The sequence below is a fragment of the Rhodoligotrophos defluvii genome (genome assembly GCF_005281615.1).
Lineage (GTDB): Bacteria > Pseudomonadota > Alphaproteobacteria > Rhizobiales > Im1 > Rhodoligotrophos > Rhodoligotrophos defluvii.
Window position 1 is genome coordinate 248,691 of record NZ_SZZM01000004.1, and the last position, 22,228, is coordinate 270,918.

Annotated in this window: 18 protein-coding genes; 5 read left to right on the forward strand and 13 right to left on the reverse strand. The window is 65.8% G+C overall.

The genetic code is table 11. From position 1 onward, the window contains the following. Positions 1 to 45 precede the first annotated feature (45 nt). From sppA to cmk, 3 genes are all read right to left on the reverse strand, one after another. Positions 46 to 1,002, reverse strand: a complete 957-nt coding sequence (sppA, locus tag E4P09_RS18315) for a signal peptide peptidase SppA (RefSeq protein ID WP_239025263.1) — start codon at positions 1,000 to 1,002, stop codon at positions 46 to 48. Between the two features lie 49 nt (positions 1,003 to 1,051). Next, complete coding sequence (rpsA, locus tag E4P09_RS18320; protein WP_137391067.1) at positions 1,052 to 2,794, reverse strand: 30S ribosomal protein S1; 1,743 nt, start codon at positions 2,792 to 2,794, stop codon at positions 1,052 to 1,054. A 178-nt stretch (positions 2,795 to 2,972) separates the two neighbouring features. Further along, positions 2,973 to 3,674, reverse strand: coding sequence for a (d)CMP kinase (gene cmk, locus E4P09_RS18325; RefSeq protein WP_137391068.1), 702 nt, complete (start codon positions 3,672 to 3,674; stop codon positions 2,973 to 2,975). A gap of 318 nt (positions 3,675 to 3,992) precedes the next feature. On the opposite strand from cmk, the gene E4P09_RS18330 reads away from it, so the two are divergent. The 3 genes from E4P09_RS18330 (at position 3,993) to olsB (ending at position 9,712) form a co-directional block, all read left to right on the forward strand. Continuing rightward, the gene (locus E4P09_RS18330; protein ID WP_137391069.1) at positions 3,993 to 5,525 is read left to right on the forward strand and encodes a YifB family Mg chelatase-like AAA ATPase; all 1,533 of its coding nucleotides are present in this window, start codon (positions 3,993 to 3,995) and stop codon (positions 5,523 to 5,525) included. A 570-nt stretch (positions 5,526 to 6,095) separates the two neighbouring features. Continuing rightward, positions 6,096 to 8,456: a PAS domain-containing hybrid sensor histidine kinase/response regulator gene (locus E4P09_RS18335; RefSeq protein ID WP_137391070.1), complete on the forward strand. Its 2,361-nt coding sequence runs from the start codon at positions 6,096 to 6,098 to the stop codon at positions 8,454 to 8,456. Positions 8,457 to 8,806: 350 nt separating this feature from the next. Then, positions 8,807 to 9,712, forward strand: coding sequence for a l-ornithine N(alpha)-acyltransferase (gene olsB / locus E4P09_RS18345; RefSeq protein WP_137391072.1), 906 nt, complete (start codon positions 8,807 to 8,809; stop codon positions 9,710 to 9,712). Between the two features lie 33 nt (positions 9,713 to 9,745). On the opposite strand, the gene E4P09_RS18350 is transcribed toward olsB, so the two are convergent. From E4P09_RS18350 to E4P09_RS18385, 8 genes are read right to left on the reverse strand one after another with little or no spacing between them, the layout of a single operon-like run. Continuing rightward, on the reverse strand, positions 9,746 to 10,651 hold the full coding sequence (locus E4P09_RS18350) for a polysaccharide deacetylase family protein (protein WP_137391073.1): 906 nt from the start codon (positions 10,649 to 10,651) through the stop codon (positions 9,746 to 9,748). Between the two features lie 26 nt (positions 10,652 to 10,677). Continuing rightward, a complete protein-coding gene (locus E4P09_RS18355) occupies positions 10,678 to 11,544 on the reverse strand; it encodes an alpha/beta hydrolase (RefSeq protein WP_137391074.1) in 867 nt (288 codons plus the stop codon). Positions 11,545 to 11,555: 11 nt separating this feature from the next. Next, positions 11,556 to 12,539: an ABC transporter substrate-binding protein gene (locus E4P09_RS18360; RefSeq protein ID WP_137391227.1), complete on the reverse strand. Its 984-nt coding sequence runs from the start codon at positions 12,537 to 12,539 to the stop codon at positions 11,556 to 11,558. Between the two features lie 30 nt (positions 12,540 to 12,569). After that, entirely contained in the window at positions 12,570 to 13,403 is an 834-nt protein-coding gene (locus E4P09_RS18365) for an ABC transporter permease (protein WP_239025264.1), read from the reverse strand. Beyond that, positions 13,400 to 14,170 (reverse strand): ABC transporter ATP-binding protein, encoded by a 771-nt coding sequence (locus E4P09_RS18370; protein ID WP_137391075.1) that lies wholly within the window; start codon positions 14,168 to 14,170, stop codon positions 13,400 to 13,402. Before E4P09_RS18370 ends, E4P09_RS18365 begins: the two co-directional genes overlap by 4 nt. A 28-nt stretch (positions 14,171 to 14,198) precedes the next feature. Then, complete coding sequence (locus E4P09_RS18375) at positions 14,199 to 14,984, reverse strand: SDR family NAD(P)-dependent oxidoreductase (RefSeq protein WP_137391076.1); 786 nt, start codon at positions 14,982 to 14,984, stop codon at positions 14,199 to 14,201. Between the two features lie 11 nt (positions 14,985 to 14,995). Next, a complete protein-coding gene (locus E4P09_RS18380) occupies positions 14,996 to 15,784 on the reverse strand; it encodes an SDR family NAD(P)-dependent oxidoreductase (RefSeq protein ID WP_170984494.1) in 789 nt (262 codons plus the stop codon). A 10-nt stretch (positions 15,785 to 15,794) separates the two neighbouring features. Next, positions 15,795 to 16,643 carry an SDR family NAD(P)-dependent oxidoreductase gene (locus tag E4P09_RS18385; protein ID WP_239025265.1) on the reverse strand — a complete coding sequence of 283 codons (849 nt, stop codon included), beginning with the start codon at positions 16,641 to 16,643 and terminating at the stop codon, positions 15,795 to 15,797. A gap of 232 nt (positions 16,644 to 16,875) precedes the next feature. Between E4P09_RS18385 and E4P09_RS18390 the strand changes: the two genes are divergently transcribed. Together E4P09_RS18390 and E4P09_RS18395 are read left to right on the forward strand one after the other, a co-directional pair. Further along, positions 16,876 to 17,586 (forward strand): GntR family transcriptional regulator, encoded by a 711-nt coding sequence (locus E4P09_RS18390; protein WP_137391078.1) that lies wholly within the window; start codon positions 16,876 to 16,878, stop codon positions 17,584 to 17,586. 975 nt (positions 17,587 to 18,561) lie between these two features. Then, positions 18,562 to 19,386 (forward strand): alpha/beta fold hydrolase, encoded by an 825-nt coding sequence (locus E4P09_RS18395; RefSeq protein WP_137391079.1) that lies wholly within the window; start codon positions 18,562 to 18,564, stop codon positions 19,384 to 19,386. Positions 19,387 to 19,467: 81 nt separating this feature from the next. Here the strand turns inward: E4P09_RS18395 and E4P09_RS18400 are convergent, their stop codons facing one another. Both E4P09_RS18400 and E4P09_RS18405 read right to left on the reverse strand, forming a co-directional pair. Beyond that, positions 19,468 to 20,580, reverse strand: a complete 1,113-nt coding sequence (locus tag E4P09_RS18400; protein WP_137391080.1) for an alanine racemase — start codon at positions 20,578 to 20,580, stop codon at positions 19,468 to 19,470. Between the two features lie 6 nt (positions 20,581 to 20,586). Next, positions 20,587 to 22,215, reverse strand: a complete 1,629-nt coding sequence (locus E4P09_RS18405; RefSeq protein WP_137391081.1) for a zinc-binding metallopeptidase family protein — start codon at positions 22,213 to 22,215, stop codon at positions 20,587 to 20,589. Positions 22,216 to 22,228 lie beyond the last annotated feature (13 nt).

Genomic DNA, 22,228 nt, shown 5'->3' on the forward strand with positions numbered 1-22,228 from the left:
CAGCGATTTTTCCCTGCTCACCGGCAGAGCGTGCTTGTCCTGGTCCTATTCAGGGTGCCAAATGGACACGAGACCGTCAAGGCTAAGTCGTTCTACCCGAAGAGTTTTTTGAACTGTGTTAAAAAAGTCACCCAAGCCGAGAGCGGTCATCAAGAGACGTGCGGCTTCCCCGCTCAGGCCAAGCTCGTTCGAGTCCGGAACGGCCCAGTTCTCGATCTTCAGGCTCCTGTCGATATTGCGCTGGGTGCGCAACCAGCGCAGCGCCTCGTCCTCGCCGCCCAGCTCGTCGGCGAGACCTGCCGCCACGGCTTGACGGCCGGTGAACACCCGGCCATCGGCGATCTGGCGCACATCCTCCATGCTCATGCCGCGGCGCTCCGCCACGAGCCCGACGAACCAGTCGTAGCTGTCATCGACCAGCGACTGGGTGACGCGGCGCACATCCTCGCGCAGCGGCGTGAAGGGCGAGGGCTCCGCTTTCAATGGACCGCTCTTGATCTCGTGCATCTCGATGCCGAGCTTGCCGAGCATTTCGGTCAGCTGCGGCCATTGCAGGATGACACCGATGGATCCGGTGGTGGTGTTGCCCAGGGCGATGATGTGGTCGGCCGCGATGGCGGTGATATAGCCGCCGGAGGCTGCGACCGTGCCCATGGTGGTGACCACCGGCTTCACGGCGGCCAATTCGCGGATTGCCTTGAACAGGAGCTCGGAGCCCGCCGTGGTGCCGCCCGGGCTGTTCACCTCGATGATGACGGCCTTGACCCGCTTGCTCTCGCGCAAATTCTTGAGCAGCTTCTCGTAGCCGTCGGTGTCGGCGATCACCCCGGAGACGCGCACGCGGGCGATATGGTCGCGCAGCTTGCCCGCATCCATCGTGCCGGCTGCGGCGAAGACCGCCAGAATGGCCGCGCCCAGCACGGCGGCGACGGCCACGAGCCTCCAGAAGGATAGCCGCCGCTTGAGGCGGCGGCGATCGGTGAGTGTGTCGGCGTCTATCACGGCATCGTTTCCAGCAAGGCTCTATTCTGCCGTGACCCGCGCGTCCTTGTCACGAGCCCTTCTCGTCGGCGGCATCCTCCGCCTGCTGCCTGGCACGGTTCAGGGCAGCGCCCAGGATGTCGCCGAGCGAGGCGCCGGAGTCGCTGGAGCCATACTGGGCGACCGCAGCCTTCTCCTCGGCAATTTCGAGGGCCTTCACCGAGACGGCGATCCGCCGGCTGGCCTTGTCGAAATTGGTGACGCGGGCATCCACCTTGTCGCCCACGGCGAAGCGCTCGGGCCGCTGCTCGGAGCGCTCCCGCGACAGGTCGGCGCGGCGGATGAAGGTGGTGAGGTCCGTATCGGCGATGCGCACGTCGATGCCGCCTTCCTTCACGCCGATGACCTCGCAGGTCACCACGTCGCCCTTCTTCAGGCCCTTCGCGGCGGAGGCCTCGATCGGGTCCTGCTGCAGCTGCTTGAACCCGAGGGAGATACGCTCCTTCTCCACATCCACGTCGAGCACGACCGCCTTCACCACATCGCCCTTCTTGTAGTCCTGGATCGCCTCCTCGCCGGGGCGGTTCCAGTCCATGTCGGACAAGTGCACCATGCCATCCACATCGCCGTCGAGCCCGATGAACAGGCCGAATTCGGTGATGTTCTTGATCTCGCCCTCGACCGTGCTGCCGACCGGATATTTCTCCGCGAAGGAATCCCACGGGTTGGGCAGGCACTGCTTGAGGCCCAGCGAGATGCGGCGCTTGTTCGGGTCGACCTCGAGAACCATCACCTCGACTTCCTGGCTGGTGGACAGGATCTTGCCGGGATGGACGTTCTTCTTGGTCCAACTCATCTCCGAGACGTGGACGAGGCCTTCCACCCCCTCCTCCAACTCGACGAAGGCGCCGTAGTCGGTGATGTTGGTGACGGTGCCGGTGACCTTCATGCCCACCGGATACTTCGCCTCAACACCTTCCCACGGATCCTTGTCCAGCTGCTTCATGCCGAGGCTGATGCGCTGGGTGTCGGAGTTGATCTTGATGATCTGCACCTTGACCGTCTGGCCCACCGTGAGCACGTCGGCGGGGTGATTGACCCGCTTCCACGAGATGTCGGTGACGTGCAGGAGGCCGTCGATGCCGCCCAGATCGACGAAGGCGCCGTAGTCGGTGATGTTCTTGACCACGCCCTCGACCACCTGGCCCTCAGACAGGCTCTGCACCAGCTCCGAACGCTGCTCGGCGCGGGTCTCCTCGAGAACCGCGCGGCGCGACACGACGATATTGCCGCGGCGCTTGTCCATCTTCAGGATCTGGAACGGCTGCGGCACGTTCATCAGCGGCGCGATGTCGCGGATCGGGCGGATGTCGACCTGGCTGCCGGGCAGGAAGGCCACGGCCCCGCCCAGGTCCACCGTGAACCCGCCCTTCACGCGGCCGAAAATATTGCCTTCCACGCGCTCATTGGCCTCGAAGGACTTCTCGAGCCGGATCCATGCCTCTTCGCGGCGCGCCTTCTCGCGCGAGAGCACCGCCTCGCCCATAGCGTTCTCGACGCGCTCGAGATAGACCTCGACCTCGTCGCCGACGTGCAGCTGATCCTCCTTGCCCGCGGTCATGAACTCCTTGAGGGGCACCCGCCCCTCGGTCTTCAGCCCGACATCGATGATGGCGAAGTCATTCTCGATCGAAACGACGCGGCCCTTGACCACGCTGCCTTCAGCAAAATCGGTGCTGCCGAAGCTTTCAGCCAGCAGTGCTTCGAAATCTTCCCGCGACGGGTGGAGCGAAGCAGCGTTTGCGTCAGTCATAAATCCTCATTCCAGTGACATTGCCCGGCTCGGGCAATCGGGTTTGCCCGCGGTAAGCCGCAGGACTTCCCATTCTGCTTCGCGGCCGCGGCGGGCCGCCTCGCACCAACGGGCTTGAACACTCACATCCTGTTCCGAATGCCCCTGCACGCCAGGGGCCAAGGGGTTTCGGAAAAGCTCAAGGGCGCGCCGGGCTCGCCGACACACCCAATCCCTTTCGCCGCGCGATGATGTCGACGGCCTGCCTGAACGCGGTTTCTATATCCAATTCCGTCGTGTCCAGCAAGACCGCGTCCTCCGCCTGCCTCAATGGCGCTTGGGCCCGGTTGCAGTCGCGCGCGTCACGATCCCTGAGCTCGGCCAGGACCGCCTCATATGTTATGCGCTCACCACGCGATTGCAACTCGGCATGACGGCGCCTGGCACGCTCCTCCACGCTGGCGGTCACGAAAAACTTCACGTCCGCCGCGGGGCAGACGACGGTGCCGATGTCGCGTCCGTCGAGCACCGCCCCCTCCTTGTCGTCCGGCGGCGAGGCGGCGAAGTTGCGCTGATAGTCCAGAAGCGCCGCGCGCACCTTCGGCATGGCCGCGACCACCGAGGCAACCCGCCCCACGGCCGTGCTGCGTAGCTCGTTCTCCTCGATCTTGGTCGCGCCGATCTGTCCCACCGCGAGCACCACCGCATCCTCGTCCGTCTCGTTGATCCCCGCGCGCAGCACGATCGCGGCCACGGCCCGATAGAGCGCGCCCGTGTCGAGATGGGCCAAATCGAAGGCCTGCGCCAGCTTGCGCGCCAAGGTGCCCTTGCCGCTGGCCGCTGGCCCGTCGAGGGCGATCACGAGCTTGCGCGCCTTTGGTGCCTTTGCCTCATTGCTCATCGAACAGCCCACCTCGGCGAAGGGATTTGCGTCCGGTCCAGCCGGTTTCCCACGTCTTCTAGAGCATTTTCGAGCGAAGTGGATACCGGTTCGCGTGAAGAAAATGCGACCAGGCAAGAACCTAGAGTGCTTCCGCGATCCGAAGAAGAGCGGAAGCGCTCTAGACAGAGGGCGCAGCGCTGTCGAGCCCGCCCCCGCGCTTGGCCCGATGTGCCGCGCGCGGACGTTCAGCGGACAGAGCATGTTCGCTTTTTGTTCTTGCATCGGCGCAGGGATTTGTTTACGATCCGCGTCAGTCGCTGTTCCGGGGGAAGTCCAGTGATCGCGCATGTCAGCACCGTCGCCTTCCAGGGCATAGAGGCCGTTCCGGTCGATGTACAGGTGCAGATCTCGCCGGGCTTTGTCGGCTTCACCATCGTCGGGCTGGCCGACAAGGCCGTGGCGGAGAGCCGCGAGCGGGTGCGCTCGGCTCTGATGGCGGTGGGCCTCGCGCTGCCGCCGAAGCGCATCACCGTCAATCTCGCACCGGCCGACCTGCCCAAGGAAGGCAGCCATTACGACCTGCCGATCGCCTTGGGGCTGCTCGCCGCCATGGGCGTGCTGCCGGTTGAAGCGCTGTCGCGTTATGTGGTGCTGGGGGAACTTTCGCTGGATGGTTCCATCAGCACGGTGGCGGGCACGCTGCCGGCTGCCGTCGCCGCCAATGCCGGCGGCCAGGGCGTCATCTGCCCGAAGTCGTGCGGTCCGGAAGCGGCCTGGGCCAGCGACGGCATGGACATTCTGGCGCCGGAAAGCTTGATCCAGCTGGTCAATCACTTCAAGGGCAGCCAGATGCTGTCGCGGCCGGCCGTGGCCTATGCGGAAGACGGCGGCCGTCTGCCCGACCTGCGCGACATCAAGGGGCAGGAAAGCGCCAAGCGGGCGCTCGAGGTTGCCGCGGCGGGCGGGCACAACATGCTGATGATCGGGCCGCCGGGTGCCGGCAAGTCGATGCTCGCGCAGCGCTTGCCGTCGATCCTGCCGCTCATGAGCCCGCGCGAGATGCTGGAGGTGAGCATGGTCGCGTCGGTGGCGGGCGAGCTTGCGGGCGGCCGCCTGGGCCGGCGGCGGCCGTTCCGGGCGCCGCATCATTCCGCGAGCCAGGCGGCGCTGGTCGGGGGCGGCTTGCGGGCACGGCCCGGCGAAATGAGCCTTGCCCATAACGGCGTGCTGTTTCTGGACGAGCTGCCGGAGTTTCAGACGCGGGTGCTTGAGGCCTTGCGGCAGCCGCTGGAAACGGGCGAGGTGGTGGTGGCGCGCGCGAACCATCACATCACCTATCCCGCGCGGTTCCAGCTGATTGCGGCGATGAACCCGTGCCGCTGCGGACGGGCAGGCGAGCCGGGCCACAGCTGCGCGCGAGGCCTGCGCTGCGCGGCCGAGTACCAGGCGCGCCTCTCGGGGCCGCTGCTCGACCGCATTGACATCGTGCTCGACGTGGCTCCGGTGCAGATCAGCGATCTGTCGCTGCCTCCGCCGCGCGAGGGTTCGGCCGACGTGGCGGAGCGGGTGGCCATGGCGCGTGCCCTTCAGCTGGAGCGGTTCGCGAGGCTCGACGCCCGTCACTTGCGCACCAATGCGGAGGCGGAGGGCGAGCTGCTGGAGGCCATGATCGATCTGGACCGCGCCGGCCAGCGGCTCCTGCAGGATGTGGCGGAGCGCATGGGCCTGTCGGCGCGCGGCTATCATCGGGTGCTGAAGCTGGCCCGCACCCTGGCCGATCTCGATGGCGGCGGAAAGATGGCGCGCAGCCATATCGCGGAGGCGTTGAGCTATCGAAACGAGATGCGGCCGCTAAGGCTGGCCGCCTGAAAGGCGATCTGCCGGCTGCGCCTCTTGGTGATGAGCGATGATGGCGTGCTTCCCACATCAGGCGCGGGCCGCACGTGCATGATGTTGCCATTGAAGGCCGTCCGAGTGGCGCGTTCCACATCCGGTCGCACGCGCGGCAGTTGTCCTGCCTCAAAATCGGCCGGACAAGATCATGCGAGTGCTCGTTAAATTTTGAATACAGATGCTCGCCAGTATCACGTCTTTGAATTTCTCGGGTTTGAGCTCCTGGAAACCGAAATATATTGCACGTGACGTTCTCGGGTGCCCATATCCGGCCAAGAATGATATGGTCGTGCAATCTTCGTAGGTTTGCGATTGACAGTTGAACGAGGGACATCGGCGCCATCTCTTCTGCCCCGGACCGTGCCGCAGGGCCATTCGCGTTCGGGCACGCCTCATCGCGAGGAGGCGGGCGCGGGCGGTGCCGGGGATTGGGGCGGATCTCGTCTCCCACCTGGACGGCTGTTCAATTCTGTTGCGCCGGGGCCGGTCGAGGACGTGCCCGGCAGCGCGTCCCTGAGCGGGGCCAGTCGCCGGGGGCAGCGCGGGATGGCGTGGTCGCGCGCGCTCGGCTGGTTGAATTTCCTTCTGCTGGCATGTGCCGGCCTCAGCCTGCTGTTGGCGATCATCGTGCTGGTCGACGGCGATGGCAGCGCCTCGGGGCTCATTCCGCGCAATGCCACGGTAGCCATTCCCATGGTGGTCGCGCTGATCGCCGTCAGCGCCGCGCTGATCGCCGCAGTGGTTGCGCGGCGCAACTTCGTGGCGCTCGAAGCGGGCACCGCCCAGCTCCGCGCCAGCGAGGCGCGCTACCGCAGCCTGATCGACAGCCAGGGCGACATCATCCTGCACATGGCGCCGGATGGGCGCATCACCTTTGCCAACCGCGCCTTCGAGCAGATGTTTGCAACGGACGGCGGGCCGAAGCTGCAGCACGAGCTTGCCCTCAACATCCTGGAAGGGCCCGATCATGCGCAGGCGCATCGGGCGCTCGAGCAGCTGCCGCACAGGGTGAGCTTCGACCAGCGGTTGCGCACGCCCCGAGGCGAGCGCTGGATTGCCTGGGAGAGCGTCGCGCTGGTCGACCGCAAGGGGAAGATCACCGAGATCCAGAGCGTGGGGCGCGATGTCACCGCGCTCAAGACAGCCCTGCACGAGGCCGCGCAGGCGCGCGACCAGGCCGAGGATGCAAGCCGGGCGAAGACGCTGTTTCTCGCCACGATCAGCCATGAAATCCGCACGCCCATGAACGGCGTGCTCGGCATGCTCGGCCTGCTGCTCGACACCGATCTCACGCCGGAGCAACGCTCCTATGTCCGGATCGCGGACATTTCCGGCCGCGCGCTGTTGTCGCTGATCGAGGAAATTCTCGACCTGTCCAAGGCCGAGGCCGACAAGCTGGACCTGAAGCCGGAAGCCTTCAACCTGGTCGATCTCGTCGAGAATGTGACGGAGCTGCTCGCCTCGCGCGCACATGCCAAGAACCTGGAAATCGCCTGCTTCGTTGACCCTGCGCTGCCCGACGAGGTCGTGGCCGACAGTCATCGGCTGCGGCAGGTGATCATCAATCTCGCGGGCAACGGCTTGAAGTTCACGGAGCAGGGCGGCGTCACCATCGTCCTCGAGCCGGATCGCGCCGCATCTTCCTCCGAGGCTCCGAACCGGCTGATGATCCGTTGCGAGGTGCGCGACACCGGCATCGGCATGGATCCCGAGATCATCCCGCGGATTTTCGATGCCTTCGCCCAGGGCGAGACCGGGAACACCCGGCGCTTCGGCGGAACCGGCCTCGGCCTTGCCATCTCCAAGCGCATCGTGGAGCGGATGGGCGGGCAGATCGAGGTTAGAAGCACGCCGGGGGTTGGCTCGGTGTTCAGCGTGACCGTGCCTGTCGAAACGCGGGCATCCCCTGGGATCCGCTGCGGCCTCGGCCTCGGCGGCCTGCATGTCGCCCTGGCGATGCCGGATGGTCCCGCGGCGGACTGCATCATGGCCTATCTCGCGGGCGATGGCGCGGTCACGGAGCGGATCGCCAGCTTGGAGGCGGCGACGGCCTTCGCCGAGCGGCTGGCCGCCGCGCGGCTGGCCACCGAGCGGCTGGCAGCTGATCAGCCCCCTGCGCAGCGCGAAACCCAGGTGCCGCAGGCGCAGTCGCCTGGCGCCGTGGTCCCGGGCGGCGCTGGCGCGCCGGCCCCCGCGCTGGTTCTGGTGGACAGCCGCTTCTCGGATGCATTCATCGCCGTGCTCGAGCGAAGCGGCGCCCGCAAGGAGGACCTGCCTCGGCTTTGGCTGATGCTGGCGGCGGAGGAGCGTACGGAGCGCCTGCCTGAGCTGCCCGCATGGTATTCGGGATATCTGGTCAAGCCGCTGCGGCGCAGCTCGCTCGCGCGCTGGCTGCCGCAGGCGCCCGCGGCCCTCGAATCGGAGGCGCCTGCGGGCATTGAGGCCCGCAGCCGGGCGAATGGCCGCGTTCAGAAACATCCCCTGCGCATTCTGGTGGCGGAGGACAATCCGGTGAATGCGCTGCTGACCCGGTCGCTGCTCGAGCGTGCCGGCCACCAGCTCGAGCTTGTCACCACCGGTGCCGCTGCCATCGCCGCGGTCGAAAGCGAGCCTGAGCCGTTCGATCTCGTGCTGATGGACGTTCAGATGCCGGACATGGACGGACTCGAAGCCACCCGCCGCATCAGGGCCATGGAAGCCCAGCAGCCCGAACGGGCCCGCCTGCCGATCATTGCCCTGACGGCGAACGGCATGGAAGAGGACCGGGCAGCCTGCCTTGCCGCCGGGATGGACTGCCACCTGGTCAAGCCCTTCCAAATGGATGATCTGCGCCGCGTGATGGATCTTGTCATGATGTCGCCATCGCAGCTTGCAACCAACCGGGCGGCGGCAAAAGCGGCCGAATGAGCGAGCGGCGGCCGATCATGGGCTTCTCGCGCTTTGCGTGTTGGCCCATGGCGCCCTGTCTTCAAACTTTAATGCGGGGATGATTTATGACAGACTGGCGGCGTGCGGCTCAACCGGACCATCGGGGTGAATCAAGCAGGAAACGGGGCCTATTCGTTGAGCTCTAGAGCATTTTCGAGCGAAGTGGATACCGGTTCGCGTGAAGAAAATGCGATCAAGCATGAACTTGGAGCGGATCCGCGATTCGAAGAAAAGCGGAAGCGCTCTAGAGGCTGGCTGCCGGTCGATGAGGCCGGCGCGTCCGCAAAACCGTTGCCGTTCCTCCGCGCCAAACAGTCGGGGTGTTGCCCATGACGGCGAATCTCCTTTCCTCGCTTCCCGTGAGGCCGGCGGGCCTGCACGGGCCCGGCCCGACTCCGGCCGGCATGGTGCTTGGCCGCAAGGGCGATCTTGAAGTCCGCCTCTGCCGTGACGGCGCGGAGCTTTCCGCCGCGCAGGCCCTGCGCTATTGCGTGTTCTACGAGGAGCGCGGCGCCCATGCCAGCCCCGAAGTGGTGGCTGCGCAACGGGACAGCGATCCCTTCGATGATGTCTGCGACCATCTCCTGGTGATCGCGCCGGCGAGCGGAAGCAGCGATCCTGCAAGGCTGGTCGGCGAGGGGGAAGTGGTGGGCACCTACCGCCTCCTGCGGCAGGAGATCGCCGAGACGACGCTGGGCTTCTACACGCAAGACGAATTCGATATCGCACCGCTGGTGGCCTCCAAGCCGGATCTCCGCTTCCTCGAATTGGGGCGCTCCTGCGTGCTGAAGCCCTACCGGACGCGTCCGGTGGTCGAGCTGCTCTGGCAGGGCATCTGGAACTATGTGCGGCTGCACCGGCTGGACGTGATGCTCGGCTGCGCCAGCTTGGAGGGCACCGATCTTGACGCCCTGCGCCAGCCCCTCAAATTCCTGCAGCAGCATTTCCGGCCGCCCGCCGAATGGCACGTGCGCGCCCATCCGGAACGCGCCGTGTTCGTGGACGATAGGCCCGACGAACCGGTGGACGGCACGATGGACGAGCGCATGGCCATGCGCGCCTTGCCGCCGTTGATCAAAGGCTATCTCCGCCTTGGCGCCTATATCGGCGAGGGCGCCTTTGTCGACCACCAGTTCAACACGGTGGACGTGCTGATCATCCTGCCGGTCTCGGCCATCAATAGCCGCTATTTCAGCCATTTTGGCGCGCCTGGCGAGGTGCCGGCCACTACTTGAGCCCCGCCGCCCGATGGCACGAGAGCCCGGCTGTCATCCCGCGCTGCCCGGCACGATGCCCGGCGCAAGCTTCAGGCAATAGTCGGCGATCCGGTCCGGGTCGGTAAGCCAGATGCGCTCCTTTGCGGCATGTCCGGCGATATGTTGCAACGCCCGGCGCAGAGGCGGCAGCCGGAACGGCTGGCCCGAAATGAACGGGTGCAGCATCAGATTGAACACGAGGGGCTGGCCCTCGCTCTGCCGCAGCATCTCGTCGAACTGGTCCACGATCATATCGGCGAATTCGGCCGCATTGGACTGCCGGTGTAGAATCTGCCCGGAGTCGTTGATCTCCATGGGCCCGGGGATCGACAGGATCCGCCCCTGCCGGGTGCGCAGCCAGACCGGCTGGTCGTCCATCGGCCAATCCAGCACGTAAGCATAGCCAAGCTCCTGGAGCAGGTCGGCCGTGTGGCTGCTTTCGAGCACGCCCACACCCAGCCATCCCTTCGGCGGATACCCCTCGTGGCGAGCGATGGTCGCGGTCGCCACCTCGATGACGCGGCGCTCGTCATCCTCCCACATCTGGGTCTGGCGTTCCGCATTGGTGCGCCCATGGGCGACGATGGCGGCGCGGCGCTTGCGCAGTTCGGCGAAGATCTCGGGATAATAGTCATAGGCCAGCGAATTGGCCGCCGCGGTGATGGGAAGCCCGAGCTGCTCGTAAAGCGCCAGCAATCTCCACAGCCCGACCCGGTTGCCATAGTCGCGCCAGGCATAATTCCGCTGGGTCTGAGGCGCCCCGTGGTGGAAAGGGTCGTGGCCATGCCCGGCCTGGAAGGCATAAACCTCGATCGCCGTGCCGATCCACACCGCCAGGCGCTTGCCGTCCGGCCATGAATAGTCGGCGCGGTTGATGATCGGCGAGAAGTCATAGCGGCGCTGCACCGGAAGCAACATGGTCTCGTCCCCTTTCCCAGCCGAGATCAACTCATGAAGTTGAGAACGGCCTCCCACATCAGCTTCCGGTTGATGCCGAGCGGCGTGCAATGGGCCACGTCCGGCAGCACGGCGAAGCGCTTGTCGCCCGTCGGCAGCAGGCGGAAGAACTCCAGCACGTCCTCCATGGTGGCAATGCCATCGTGTTCGCCGCGCACGATCATGGTCGCGGCCGCAATCCTGGTCGGATCGACCAGCGGCAGCTTGGTGGTCATGTCGAGATAGGTGCCGGTCGGCACCGAACTCCCGTAGGAAAGCTGCGCCTTGGCGCAAGCCTCGATCACCGCTGGATGGGTGGTGCCCGGCTTGTCGCGGGTGAAGATGCTCTCGATGAACGCATGATCGATGGGCCGGCGGTTATTGGCCCTGAACTGGTCCACGCCCTGCCTGCGCTTGGCCAAAGTGGGCGAGCCCTCGCCGGTCCAGACGAAGGCGTCGAGAACGATGCGGGCGGCGCGCTCCGGCATGGCCTGGGCAAAGGCCGCAACCCTGAGCGCACCGGACGACAGGCCGTAGAAATTCATCCGCATCGCGCCGGTCTCCCGCGCGATCACCGCCGTGGCGGCCTTCAAATCCTCCACCCCGCAGGCGATGTCGGAATTGCTGTCCGTCACCGTCGAGCGGCCATAGCCTTCATGGTCGAGTGTCCACACATCGAAACCTCGCTCGGCCAGCCATTCCATGAAGGAATAGTCCTCCTGGCCGGGCACCTCGAGGTCGAAGGTCGGGATCGCCGAAGTGGACGAGCCGTGCACCAGCACGATCGGCATGTCCCGGCGGACCGCCTGGGGCCGCTTCCGCCACAGGAAGAGGGAAACCGGTCCTTTGCGTGCCCAATGCTCTTCGGCGATCATCGTGGTGATCCTTATTGCTTCGGCAGGAACTCGTTGGTGAAGGTTTCCTCGAAATTGATCTCGCCCTCGCCCTTGGGCTGAAGGTAATCGTGCACCTTCTTCGCGCCGGCCAAGGTCATGCGGCCGTCCTTGCTCCAGATCTCCTTGACCACGTCATAGGCCTGCTGGTTGGCGGACGCGTCCATGGTGGAGAATTCCTCCCCCATGATCTTCGGTCCGCGGTTGGGGTCGAGCAGGATCTGCTGCGCCTCGGCAAACACCGCCACCACCTTGCGGACCAGCTCGGGCTTCTCAGCGATGAGCGATGGATGGGTGACCAGCGTCATGAAGATCAGGTCGCGAAACTGCTCGACCTCACCGCTCATCAGATTGACCAGGGTATCGCCCAGGCCGCGCTCCTTGATCACTACGCCGGCCGGCTCGAACGGCATGCCGGCGGTGATCGTCCCGGTCTGGAAGGCGCCCACATAGGAGGCAGCCTCGGTGCCGAGATAGACGAGTTCAACGTCCTTCGGCAGATCGAGGCCATATTCACGAGCGAGCACGCCCAGCATCTTCTCGCCGGAACCGCCGGCCGAGGGCGTGCCCACCTTGGCGCCCTTCAGGGCCCGCACCTTCTCGGCCAGGCTCTTGTCCTTGTTGGCTTCGTACAGCGCGTTGTTGACCACGATATTATTCAGCGGCCGGTCGGTGATGTTGAAGATCGAGACCAGGTTGCGGCCTTGCGCAGCACCGGTGAGAACATGCTCATAGCTCAGGATGCCGAAGTCCACCTCGCGATTGAAAACCGACTGGAAGGCAAGTGACCCACCCTTGACGAAGGTGACGTCCGGCTTCAGCCCATGCTTCTCGAACAAGCCCTCGCGCATGGCCACATAGAGGGGGCCTGCGAAATAGCCGCGGCCGATATTGGTGATGCGCACCACCTCCTGGGCCATGGCGGTCACCCCCATGGCCGAGATCGCCAGGCACGCGACCAGAAACGTCGTCAGCATTCTCTTCACGGCGTTGTCCTCCCTTTTTGTTTATCGGCTCAAGACTTTCCACCTCTCCAGGCGGCGCTGTAGCACGTTGACCGCTTCGTTGAACGCGACCGCCAATACCGCGATCACCAGGAGTGCGGCGAACACACCCGCGGTGTCGAATTCGCTGCCCGCCAGCTGCACCAGATAGCCGAGCCCGCGATTGGCCGCGATCAGCTCGCCGATGATGGCGCCGATCAGCGCATAGGGCACGGCGGTCCGCAAACCCACGAAGATCCAGGAGGTCGCCGAAGGCAGCACCACGCGCGTCAGAATCTGGCTTTTCGTCGCACCCATCAGCAGCAGGCAATCGGTCAGGTCCGGGTCCACCTCGCGCACGCCGGAGAAGGTGTTCACGAAGACCAGGAACACCACCAGCACCGCCGCCAGCGCGATCTTCGATTCGATCCCGAGGCCGAACCACAGCAGGAACAGGGGCGCGAGCGCCACCTTGGGCAGGGCATTGAACGCCCAGATATAGGGGTTGAGCAGGCGGCTGAGAAACGGTGACAACCCAAGCCACACGCCGCCGATAACCCCGGCGACCGCCCCGATGAGGAAGCCCAGCAGCGTCGCGTGAACCGTCGCCCAGATGTTCATCCAGATGGTGCCGTTCTCGACCCAGCCCCACAGGCGCCCGCCCACCGCGAGCGGGGTTGACACCATGAACTCGTCGATGAGCCGGCCGGATGACCATTGCCAGAAGGCGAGGAATGCGACCCCCAGAATGATCTGGAGCACCACCATGGTCGGCGTGCTCACCTCGGCCAGGCATCGGCCCCGGTGCCGCGTAGCGGCCTCGACGGCCGTGCGTTCTGTCATCTCGGGCGCGGTCACTGCTTTGCCTCGTCATATTCTTGGCGGAGGCGGTCCCAGATCGTGTTGTAGATCTCCTGGAACCGCGGCGTGAAACGCACCTGCTGCACGTCGCGCGGCCGTGGCAGGTCGACCTCCTGCTCGAAGGAGACCCGCGCCGGCCGCCGCGTGAAGGCGACCACCCGGTCGGCCAGCGTGATCGCCTCGACCAGATCATGGGTCACCAGCACGATCGTCTGCTGGTTCTCGGCCCACAGGCGCAGCAAGAGGTCGTGCATGGCGATGCGCAGCTGCGCATCGAGCGCGGCGAAGGGCTCGTCCAGGAGAAGCGCCTGGGGTTCATAGAGCAGCATGCGGGCAAGGCACGCGCGCTTGCGCATGCCGCCCGACAATTCGTTGGAATATTTGTCCTCGAAACCGTCGAGGCCCACATGCTCGATCATCGCGCGGGCCGCGTCGCGGCGCTTGCGCGCCGGCCAACCCGCCAGCTCGAGCGGCATGGCCACATTGTCGAGCACCGTCCGCCACGGCAGCAGATTGTCCTTCTGCGTCATGTAGCCGACATGGGTGTTGGGCGCCGTCACCAGGCGCCCGTCATAGAACACGGCGCCGGACGTGGGCGCGTAGAGGCCGGCGATCATGTTCAGCAGCGTGGACTTGCCGCAGCCCGAAGGCCCGATCAGCGCCACGATCGACCGCGGCTCGATCGTGAGGGTCACGTGCTCGACCGCCCGCACCTCGGTCTTGCCCTTCCGGAAGGTCTTGCCGATGGCTTCGAGAGCGATCATTGCGGCGCGTCTCTCCCTTACATACGGTTCAGAACAGCATGCGCTGGTGGCCGCCATCCACATCGATATTCGCGCCGCAGATATAGCCGGCGCGCTCCGAGGCCATGAACGCCACCGCATCCGCGATATCGTCCGGCTTGCCCCAGCGGCCCAGGGGCACGGTGGCGCCCCAGCCGCTCTGCTGCTGCTCCAGGCTGCGGCCGAGATACTGCTCCTCGTCGATGACGAGATGCGCCGTCAGCGGGCTTTCGATGCGGCTCGGGCAGACGGCGTTGACCAGGATGCCGAAGCGGCCGAGATCATCCGACAGGGATTTGACGAACGCATGCTGCGCCGCGTTGACAACGCAGGAGCCCAGCACCTGCCGCCCCGGTACCTTGCCGGCCTGTCCGATCACCACGATGAAGCGGCCGCCGCCCCGCGCGCGCATATGCGGCGCAGCGTGACGGGCGAGTTCCCACGGCCCTAGCACCTTGATGCGGAAATGCGCCGCAACCTGCTCGGAAGAGAGCGCCTCCAGGCTGCCGCGCAGATGCGTCCCCGCATTGCTGACCACGATGTCGAGGCCGGAATAGCGGGTGGCGGCGGTCTCAACGATGCGCGCAGCCCCCGCGGGGTCGCCGACATCGGCCACCACCCCTGCCACCTCGCCGAGCTGTGCCAGCTCGCCCAAGGCCCCGTCCAGTTTGGCTTTCTCCCGCCCGCAGATGACGACGCGGGCACCCTCGCTGAGCAACCGGCGCGCGATCGCCAGGCCGATGCCGCTGGTGCCGCCGGTGACGATGGCGATCTTGTCTTTTAGGCCGAGATCCATGGTGCTTCTCCTCAACCGAAGACATAGCGGTGATAGCCGCCGTCGATGGAGACCGAGCTGCCGGTCACGAACGACGCCCGATCGGAGACCATGAAGGCCACCAGATCGGCGATCTCTTCCGGCTGCCCCAGCCGCCCCAGCACATTGGCCCGGGTGAAGCCGGAGATGGCCGTTGCCCGATCGACATTGCGCTCGCGCATCTCCTTGGCCACCGTCGCGCTGATGATGTCCGTCTCCACATATTGCGGGCAGACCGAGTTCACCCGGATATTCTCGCGCGCCACCGCATCCGCCACCGACTTGGTCATGGCCTGCGCCGCGGCATTGGCGATGCCGGAAGGCATCCGGTCGGGATGGGGGTGGCGCGTGGCCTGGCCGATGATGTTCACGATGCGGCCGTCGCCGCGTGCGCGCATATGCGGCAGCACCTCGCGGATCATGCCGAGAAATCCGAACAGCTTGTCGTTCAGCTGCCGCTGCAGGTCCTCCTCCCGCATGGTGTCCAGGGCGCCGCGCACATGGGTGCCGGCATTGTTCACCAGAATGTCGATGCGGCCGAACGCAGCCGCCGTCCGTGCCACGAAGTCCCTGCGCTGCGCCCCATCTGCCGTATCGCAGCGAACCGCGATAACCTCGCCGTCCGCACTCAGCGCCGATCTGGCCTCGTTCAGCCGGCCCTCGTCCCGGCCGCAGATGGCGACCCGCGCCCCTTCCGCCAGGAACCGCTTGGCGATGGCCAGGCCGATCCCGCGCGAGCCGCCCGTGACGAGGGCAGCTTTGCCCTCGATCCCTAGGTCCATGTCCGGTGCCTCACCATAGGCCCTTGAGGCGCCCGCCATCCGTGTTCAGCGAGATGCCGGTAATGTAGCTGGCCCTCTCCGAGCACAGAAAGGCGATGGCGCCGGCCAGCTCCTCCGGCTTGCCGAAGCGGCCGAGCGCGTTCTTGCGGGTGGCGAGCTTGCGCGCTTCCTCCTCGCTGGCAGCGCCGAGCTCCTTCTGCAGACCGCTGGCGTTCCGCTTCCACAGGTCGGTCGCCACCCAGCCGGGGCACACGGCATTGACCAGCACGTTATACGGTCCGAACTCCGTCGACAGCGACTTCGTCATGTTGAGCAGGGCGCTATTGGTCATGCCCGAGCCGAACATATAGGGGTCGGGCTCCTTGCCCGCGCCGCCGATCAGGCTCACGATGCGGCCCCAGCGCCTCTCGCGCATGATGGGAAACACCTCCCTGATCAGGCGCATCCAGCCGAAAAGCTTCGTGTCGAGCTGCCTGCGCAGGCCGTCTTCGGTCAGTTCGTCGAAGCGGCCGGAATACATCGTGCCCGCATTGTTCACCAGGATATCGACGGTGCCGAAGGCTGCGACCGTCTCCTTGACCAGCCGTCTGCCGTCCTCGGCATTCATCACGTCGGCTTCGATCGAGCGGATGTCGCCCCCGGTCTCCGCTGACAGCGCCCGGCAGGCGCGCGCGGCATCTTCCCCATTGCGCGAGCAGGTCATCACCTTCACGCCCGCGTTCAGAAACTCCTTCGCCGTCTCGTAGCCGATGCCGCGGCTCCCCCCGGTCACGATCGCAACTCTGTCCTTGATGCCGAGATCCATGTCGTCAAACCCCTTGATCGCCGAAACCTGGCCGTAGGGCGGCCGTGAAGCCACTGCTGAGACTGCAATCCGGGGAAGTCAGAAAGAGCCGGCGAACCGGGCGCCTGCATCCGACGCCAGCCGGGCGCCCCGATGAGGGCCCACGGCCCATCGGTGCGGAATGCCGGGCGAGCACATGCCATTCCTCCCCAGGAATGAACGTCTCCAAAATTGGAGGCAATTTTGTATGACACTAACGGCGCATTGCTATTCCCGTCAACCACGTTGCGGTGCTAGACCATTCCGCATGACAGTCGATGTGAGCTTCGTTCGCGAGCACGAGGCCGCTGATCAAAAGCGCGGCGGCACGGTGGAATTCGTCGTTGCGCAGATTCGTCAGCGGGTCATCGAGGGCCGTCTGGTGTCCGGCCAGCGCCTGATCGCGCGGGATCTTTCAGAGGATTTGGGCATAAGCCGCGGTCCCATTCGCGAGGCCTTTCGCCGCCTGGCGGCAGATGGGCTGGTCGAGCTCACGCCCAATCGCGGCGCCACCATCCGGCAGCTCAGCCGCAAGCAGGTGAAGAACCTGTTCCAGATCCGTGAGAACCTGGAGGGCCTGGCGGCGCGTCTGGCTGCCGAGCATATCGATGAAGGCGGCAATCGGCGCACCTTCATCGAGGTGTGGGAGAAGGTGCGGCCCACGAGCACGCCTCTGCCCTGGCATGTGTTCATCCGCCAGAACCGGCTCTATCACGGCACGATCGTATCCATCAGCGGCAACGAGCAGCTCTGCGAGCTGATCGGCAATCTGCAGCTGCCCGTGATGATGTATCAGATCGGCAGCGCCATGGCCCCGGCCAATGCGGCTATCTCCCACGAAGACCATGTGCGCGTGGCCGAGGCCATTCTGGCGGGCAATCCGGAGGCGGCCGAGGAGGCCATGCGCCGCCATCTCCGGCGTTCGCTCGAATGGGTGATGCAGCTTCCCGACACCGCCTTCAAACGCAAGGCGGACTAGCTGCGCCGCATGCCCGGCCGCGCCGGGACCTTTTCGTCATTGCCGCGCTCGACGCGGCAATCCAGGGGCCAAGCGGAACGCCCGTGCCGTGTGGCCCTGGATGCCGGCTCAAGGCCGGCATGACGGTTTGGAGGCTGAGTTGCAAACCACCGTCATCACCCGGCTTGACCGGGTGATCCAGGGGCCGCCAGGGGAAAGCCCGTGCCGTGTGGCCCTCGATGCCGGCTCAAGGCCGGCATGACGGTTTGGAGGCTGAGTTGCAAACGACCGTCATCACCCGGCTTGACCGGGTGATCCAGGGGTTGCCAGGGAAAGCCCGTGCCGTGTGGCCCTGGATGCCGGCTCAAGGCCGGCATGACGATAAGCCCAACGTTTCACCCCCCCGTCATTGCCGCGCTCGACGCGGCAATCCAGGGGCCAAGCGGAACGCCCGTGCCGTGTGGCCCTGGATGCCGGCTCAAGGCCGGCATGACGATAAGCTCAACGTTTCACCCCCCCCCGTCATCACCCGGCTTGACCGGGTGATCCAGGGCGCCAGGGGAAAGCCCGTGCCGTGTGGCCCTCGATGCCGGCTCAAGGCCGGCATGACGGTTTGGAGGCTGAGTTGCAAACGACCGTCATCACCCGGCTTGACCGGGTGATCCAGGGGTTGCCAGGGAAAGCCCGTGCCGTGTGGCCCTGGATGCCGGCTCAAGGCCGGCATGACGATAAGCCCAACGTTTCACCCCCCCGTCATTGCCGCGCTCGACGCGGCAATCCAGGGGCCAAGCGGAACGCCCGTGCCGTGTGGCCCTGGATGCCGGCTCAAGGCCGGCATGACGGCGTTAGAGAAAGATCGGCTATTGCCGTCGCTGCCGCGCGTGGAAGCGTCTGGCCGCGGTGGGCCCGACCTCTTTACCCCATTTCACGAAGGCGGATACCGGCTCTTCGGAAAAGGCTATCCTCGTCCCACGCATATGAATAGGGAGCCGGACCATGAATACGATCACCACGAAAGACGGTACCCGGATCTTCTACAAGGATTGGGGCTCGGGGCAGCCCATCGTCTTCCATCACGGCTGGCCGCTCAGCGCCGATGACTGGGACAGCCAGATGCTGTTCTTCCTGAGCAAGGGTTACCGTGTGATCGCCCATGATCGGCGTGGGCACGGGCGCTCGTCGCAGACGGCGGCGGGAAACGACATGGACACCTATGCCGCCGACGTGGCGGAGCTGGCGGCCGCGCTCGACCTGCGCGCTGCCATCCATGTCGGCCACTCCACAGGTGGCGGCGAAGTGACCCGTTATGTCGCGCGCCACGGCAAGGGGCGCGTCGCCAAGGCCGTCCTGATCGGCGCCGTCCCGCCGGTCATGGTGAAGTCGGACCGGAACCCGGGTGGAACGCCCATCGAGGTGTTCGACGATTTGCGCGCGCAGCTCGCCCGCAACCGGGCGCAATTCTACTTCGACCTGCCCAGCGGACCCTTTTACGGCTTCAACCGCCCGGGCGCGAAGGTCTCGCAAGGGCTGATCCACAACTGGTGGCGTCAGGGAATGATGGGCGCCGCAAATGCACACTACGACTGCATCAAGGTCTTCTCCGAGACCGATTTCACGGAAGACCTGAAGCAGATCGATGTGCCGGTTCTCGTGATGCACGGCGACGACGACCAGATCGTTCCGATCGCCGACGCCGCGCTCCTGTCGATCAAGCTGCTCAGGAACGGCACGCTCAAAGTCTATGAGGGCCTGCCGCATGGCATGTGCAGCACCCACCCGGAGATCATCAACGAAGATCTGCTCGCTTTCGTCCGAGCATAGAGTGGTCCCGCGCCGGGGCGCCGAGGCGGTGTGGTCTCGATCCGCTCGCCGGCAATGAGAAGCCCGGCGTGGCGGCCATGCTCATCGCCCGCTCTCCCCGGCTCTCGTCTTCGGCCGCTGCCGGCCGTCGACCGCCCAATGCTCGGCCATGCCGCCCGGCCGGTGCACCACCACCACGTCATGCAGATTGAGGGCCGGATCGATATGCGCGGGGATCAGCAGAACGGGGTCGCCGACCTCGGCCGGCCAATCCGGCTTCGGCGTGATCCGCGCATGCTCGTCGGCCAGCGTAATGACGGAAAATGCACCGTCCACGGATTTCGGCATGCCGTATTCGACGGTGAGGCTCTTCAATCCGGCATTTAGCACGCCCGCGTCACGCTCGCGCCGCGAGATCAGCGTGGTACAGCAGAACAGCGCATTCTCGAATGGTAGGTCGATGGTCGCATACTTGGCGTCCATCAGCACATAGGAGCCGGCCTGGATCTCGTTGAGCACGCCGCATTCGGCGGCGATGTCCCAGGTGCCGGTGCCGCCGCCCGACACGATCGGGCAGGGATAGCCCGCCTTTTCCAGCCGCGCCTTCTCGATCCGCAGCAGTTCCTGGCATTGCCACACCATGGTGCGGCGCAGGCCGCGGTCCTCGCGCACCACCGCATGGCCTTCATAGCCTTGCAGGCCCAGCAGCTCGAGCCGGCGGGCCGCCTTGACGGCAGCAGCGAGCGGGATCAACCCGTCGCTGCCGAAATTCAGGCCGCAGCGGCCCATGCCCACATCGATCTCGATCAGCACGCCGAAATCGACGCCGTGCGTCTCGGCCGCGGCCTCGAGCAGCGCCACATGCCGCTCGCAATCCACCGCCACCGTCACGCGCTTCTTCGCAGCGGCCCGGGCCAGCGCCGCAAGGCCTGCCGGATCCGCCACCTGGTTGGCCACCAGAATGTCGTCGACTCCAGCCTCCGCCAGCACCTCGGCCTCATAGGGGGTGGCGCAGGTCACCCCCGAGCAGCCGCCGGCGGCGATCTGCATCTTCATCAGCGCCGTCATCTTGTGCGCCTTGAAGTGTGGCCTCAGCTTCACGCTGCGGTTGCGGTAGAAGTCGGCCGCGCGCCCGATATTGCGCTCGGCCGTCGCAAGGTCGACGAGCAGCGACGGCGTCGCCACTGTCGCCAGAAACGCCTTCGTGAACATCATAGGAAGTCATCCAGTTTGATCAGCCTTTCCCAGCACGGGCTCTGAGGTCGGGATGGTCCACTCGCCGGAACCGCGCACCGTGTCGATATATTCCGGCCAGCGATAGTGGACCGGCGGCGCGAAGTCTTTCGGCAGAAGCGGCGCCACCCATTGGGAGCCGCCGATACCGCCGCCGGTGCGTTCCTCGAATTCCGCGCGGGCCTTGCGCAGATGCTCGGGCTCGGTCAGCAGGTCCACGATGGTTGCAGCGATCACCCGTCCGGCCGTTTCCCACATCGGGTCGATGCAGGCAGGCGTTCCGCACATGGCATAGCGCGCCCATTCGGGATAGCGGAAGCCGCCTTCCGCCGCGCGCAGTGCGGGCCTCGCCACATACAGCCGCACGGTCGGCGCATGCCAGGTATAATCCACATAGTCGTCGGCCGAGATATTGTGCTGCCAGCTGGGCAGCTGCGAGCGGAACCAGGCCTCGCCCTCCTGCGGCGTGGTGAGCACCTGGATTTCGGGCGCGAACGGGTCCTCCATCGGCTCGACGCCGAGATTTTTCTGAAGCTCCCGGGCGAAGGCGCGGGCCTCCTCGCCCCATTGCGGCGGGCCGATCAGCTCGAAATTGTCGTAAGTGATCTCAGCCATGGCATGGTTGGCGAGGCCAAGGCGGGTGCGGGTGATCCATGCCTTGCTCACGGTGCAGTGGCTCATGGCGGCGCAGTGTTCGGCATTGCGGTCGAGCACCGCGAAAACCTGCTCGCACATCTCCAGGCTCGGCGCGCGCAGGGAATATTGGATCTGCGAGATGTTCGGCGCCAGGTTGTCGGCGGCTGCCTGCCCCGCGATAGGGATATATTCGTTGAGGCTCCAGCTGCCGGTATGCGGCAGCATCGCCTCTTTCATGTATTTGGACGACGTGTACATCAGGCACACTGCATCGATCGCGCCGGGTGCGCGGGCGATATTGTGCACATGGGCGACGCCCACATTGGCCGCGCTCGCGTTCCACGTCTCCGGCGAGGGGCATTCGAAGGTATAGATGCGGCTCCAATAGGCGGCGCAGTGTGTGTCCCAGAAGCAGCTGTTCGCCAAGGCGGGGAAGGAGTGGGGGTGGAAGCTGAAGGCCGCATCCAGGTCGTCGTAATAGCCTTTCGCGGCGTGCACCGGCTTCGACCCGCACATCTTCTCGGCCGGCTCGCCAAAGAATTTCAGCCGCCCTTTCAGCCCGTGCTGCTCCATGGCCCGCTTGGCGGCGAGGAAACCGGTGAACGAGCCGATCCCGAGCGCGGAATGGGGGTCGGTGTGCCCGGCGGCGAAGCGGTTCACGCCCTCGCGCGGCTTGCGGTAGGGCACGGCCTCCTGGCTCTGGCCGGGCACAGCGTCATATTCCGCATAGCCGCCGATCGTCGGTCCATCGCCATTGGACCAGGTGGCGCAGAAGGCGGTCGGCATGCCGCCCGAGCCCGCTTCCACCTCGAAGCCTTCGCTGCGCAAACGCTCAACATACCAGGCGGCGGAGCGGTATTCGCGCCAGGACGGCTCGTGGAAGCTCCAGATGGTCTGGTGGTCCCGGCTCAGCCGGTCACGGTTGGCGTCGATCCAGTCGAGCGCGGTCTTCTTTGCAGGGGTCAGCTCGGCTTTGGGCATGATGTCTCCTCCC

What these genes read in the sequence shown, in the direction of transcription:
- cmk (WP_137391068.1), bottom strand. Translation starts at nt 3,674, where the DNA reads ATGAGCAATGAGGCAAAGGCACCAAAGGCGCGCAAGCTCGTGATCGCC.
- olsB (WP_137391072.1), top strand. Translation starts at nt 8,807, where the DNA reads ATGACGGCGAATCTCCTTTCCTCGCTTCCCGTGAGGCCGGCGGGCCTG.
- E4P09_RS18355 (WP_137391074.1), bottom strand. Translation starts at nt 11,544, where the DNA reads ATGATCGCCGAAGAGCATTGGGCACGCAAAGGACCGGTTTCCCTCTTC.
- E4P09_RS18405 (WP_137391081.1), bottom strand. Translation starts at nt 22,215, where the DNA reads ATGCCCAAAGCCGAGCTGACCCCTGCAAAGAAGACCGCGCTCGACTGG.
- rpsA (WP_137391067.1), bottom strand. Translation starts at nt 2,794, where the DNA reads ATGACTGACGCAAACGCTGCTTCGCTCCACCCGTCGCGGGAAGATTTC.
- E4P09_RS18400 (WP_137391080.1), bottom strand. Translation starts at nt 20,580, where the DNA reads ATGATGTTCACGAAGGCGTTTCTGGCGACAGTGGCGACGCCGTCGCTG.
- E4P09_RS18395 (WP_137391079.1), top strand. Translation starts at nt 18,562, where the DNA reads ATGAATACGATCACCACGAAAGACGGTACCCGGATCTTCTACAAGGAT.
- E4P09_RS18375 (WP_137391076.1), bottom strand. Translation starts at nt 14,984, where the DNA reads ATGGATCTCGGCCTAAAAGACAAGATCGCCATCGTCACCGGCGGCACC.
- E4P09_RS18370 (WP_137391075.1), bottom strand. Translation starts at nt 14,170, where the DNA reads ATGATCGCTCTCGAAGCCATCGGCAAGACCTTCCGGAAGGGCAAGACC.
- E4P09_RS18390 (WP_137391078.1), top strand. Translation starts at nt 16,876, where the DNA reads ATGACAGTCGATGTGAGCTTCGTTCGCGAGCACGAGGCCGCTGATCAA.
- E4P09_RS18335 (WP_137391070.1), top strand. Translation starts at nt 6,096, where the DNA reads ATGGCGTGGTCGCGCGCGCTCGGCTGGTTGAATTTCCTTCTGCTGGCA.
- E4P09_RS18350 (WP_137391073.1), bottom strand. Translation starts at nt 10,651, where the DNA reads ATGTTGCTTCCGGTGCAGCGCCGCTATGACTTCTCGCCGATCATCAAC.
- E4P09_RS18360 (WP_137391227.1), bottom strand. Translation starts at nt 12,539, where the DNA reads ATGCTGACGACGTTTCTGGTCGCGTGCCTGGCGATCTCGGCCATGGGG.
- E4P09_RS18380 (WP_170984494.1), bottom strand. Translation starts at nt 15,784, where the DNA reads ATGGACCTAGGGATCGAGGGCAAAGCTGCCCTCGTCACGGGCGGCTCG.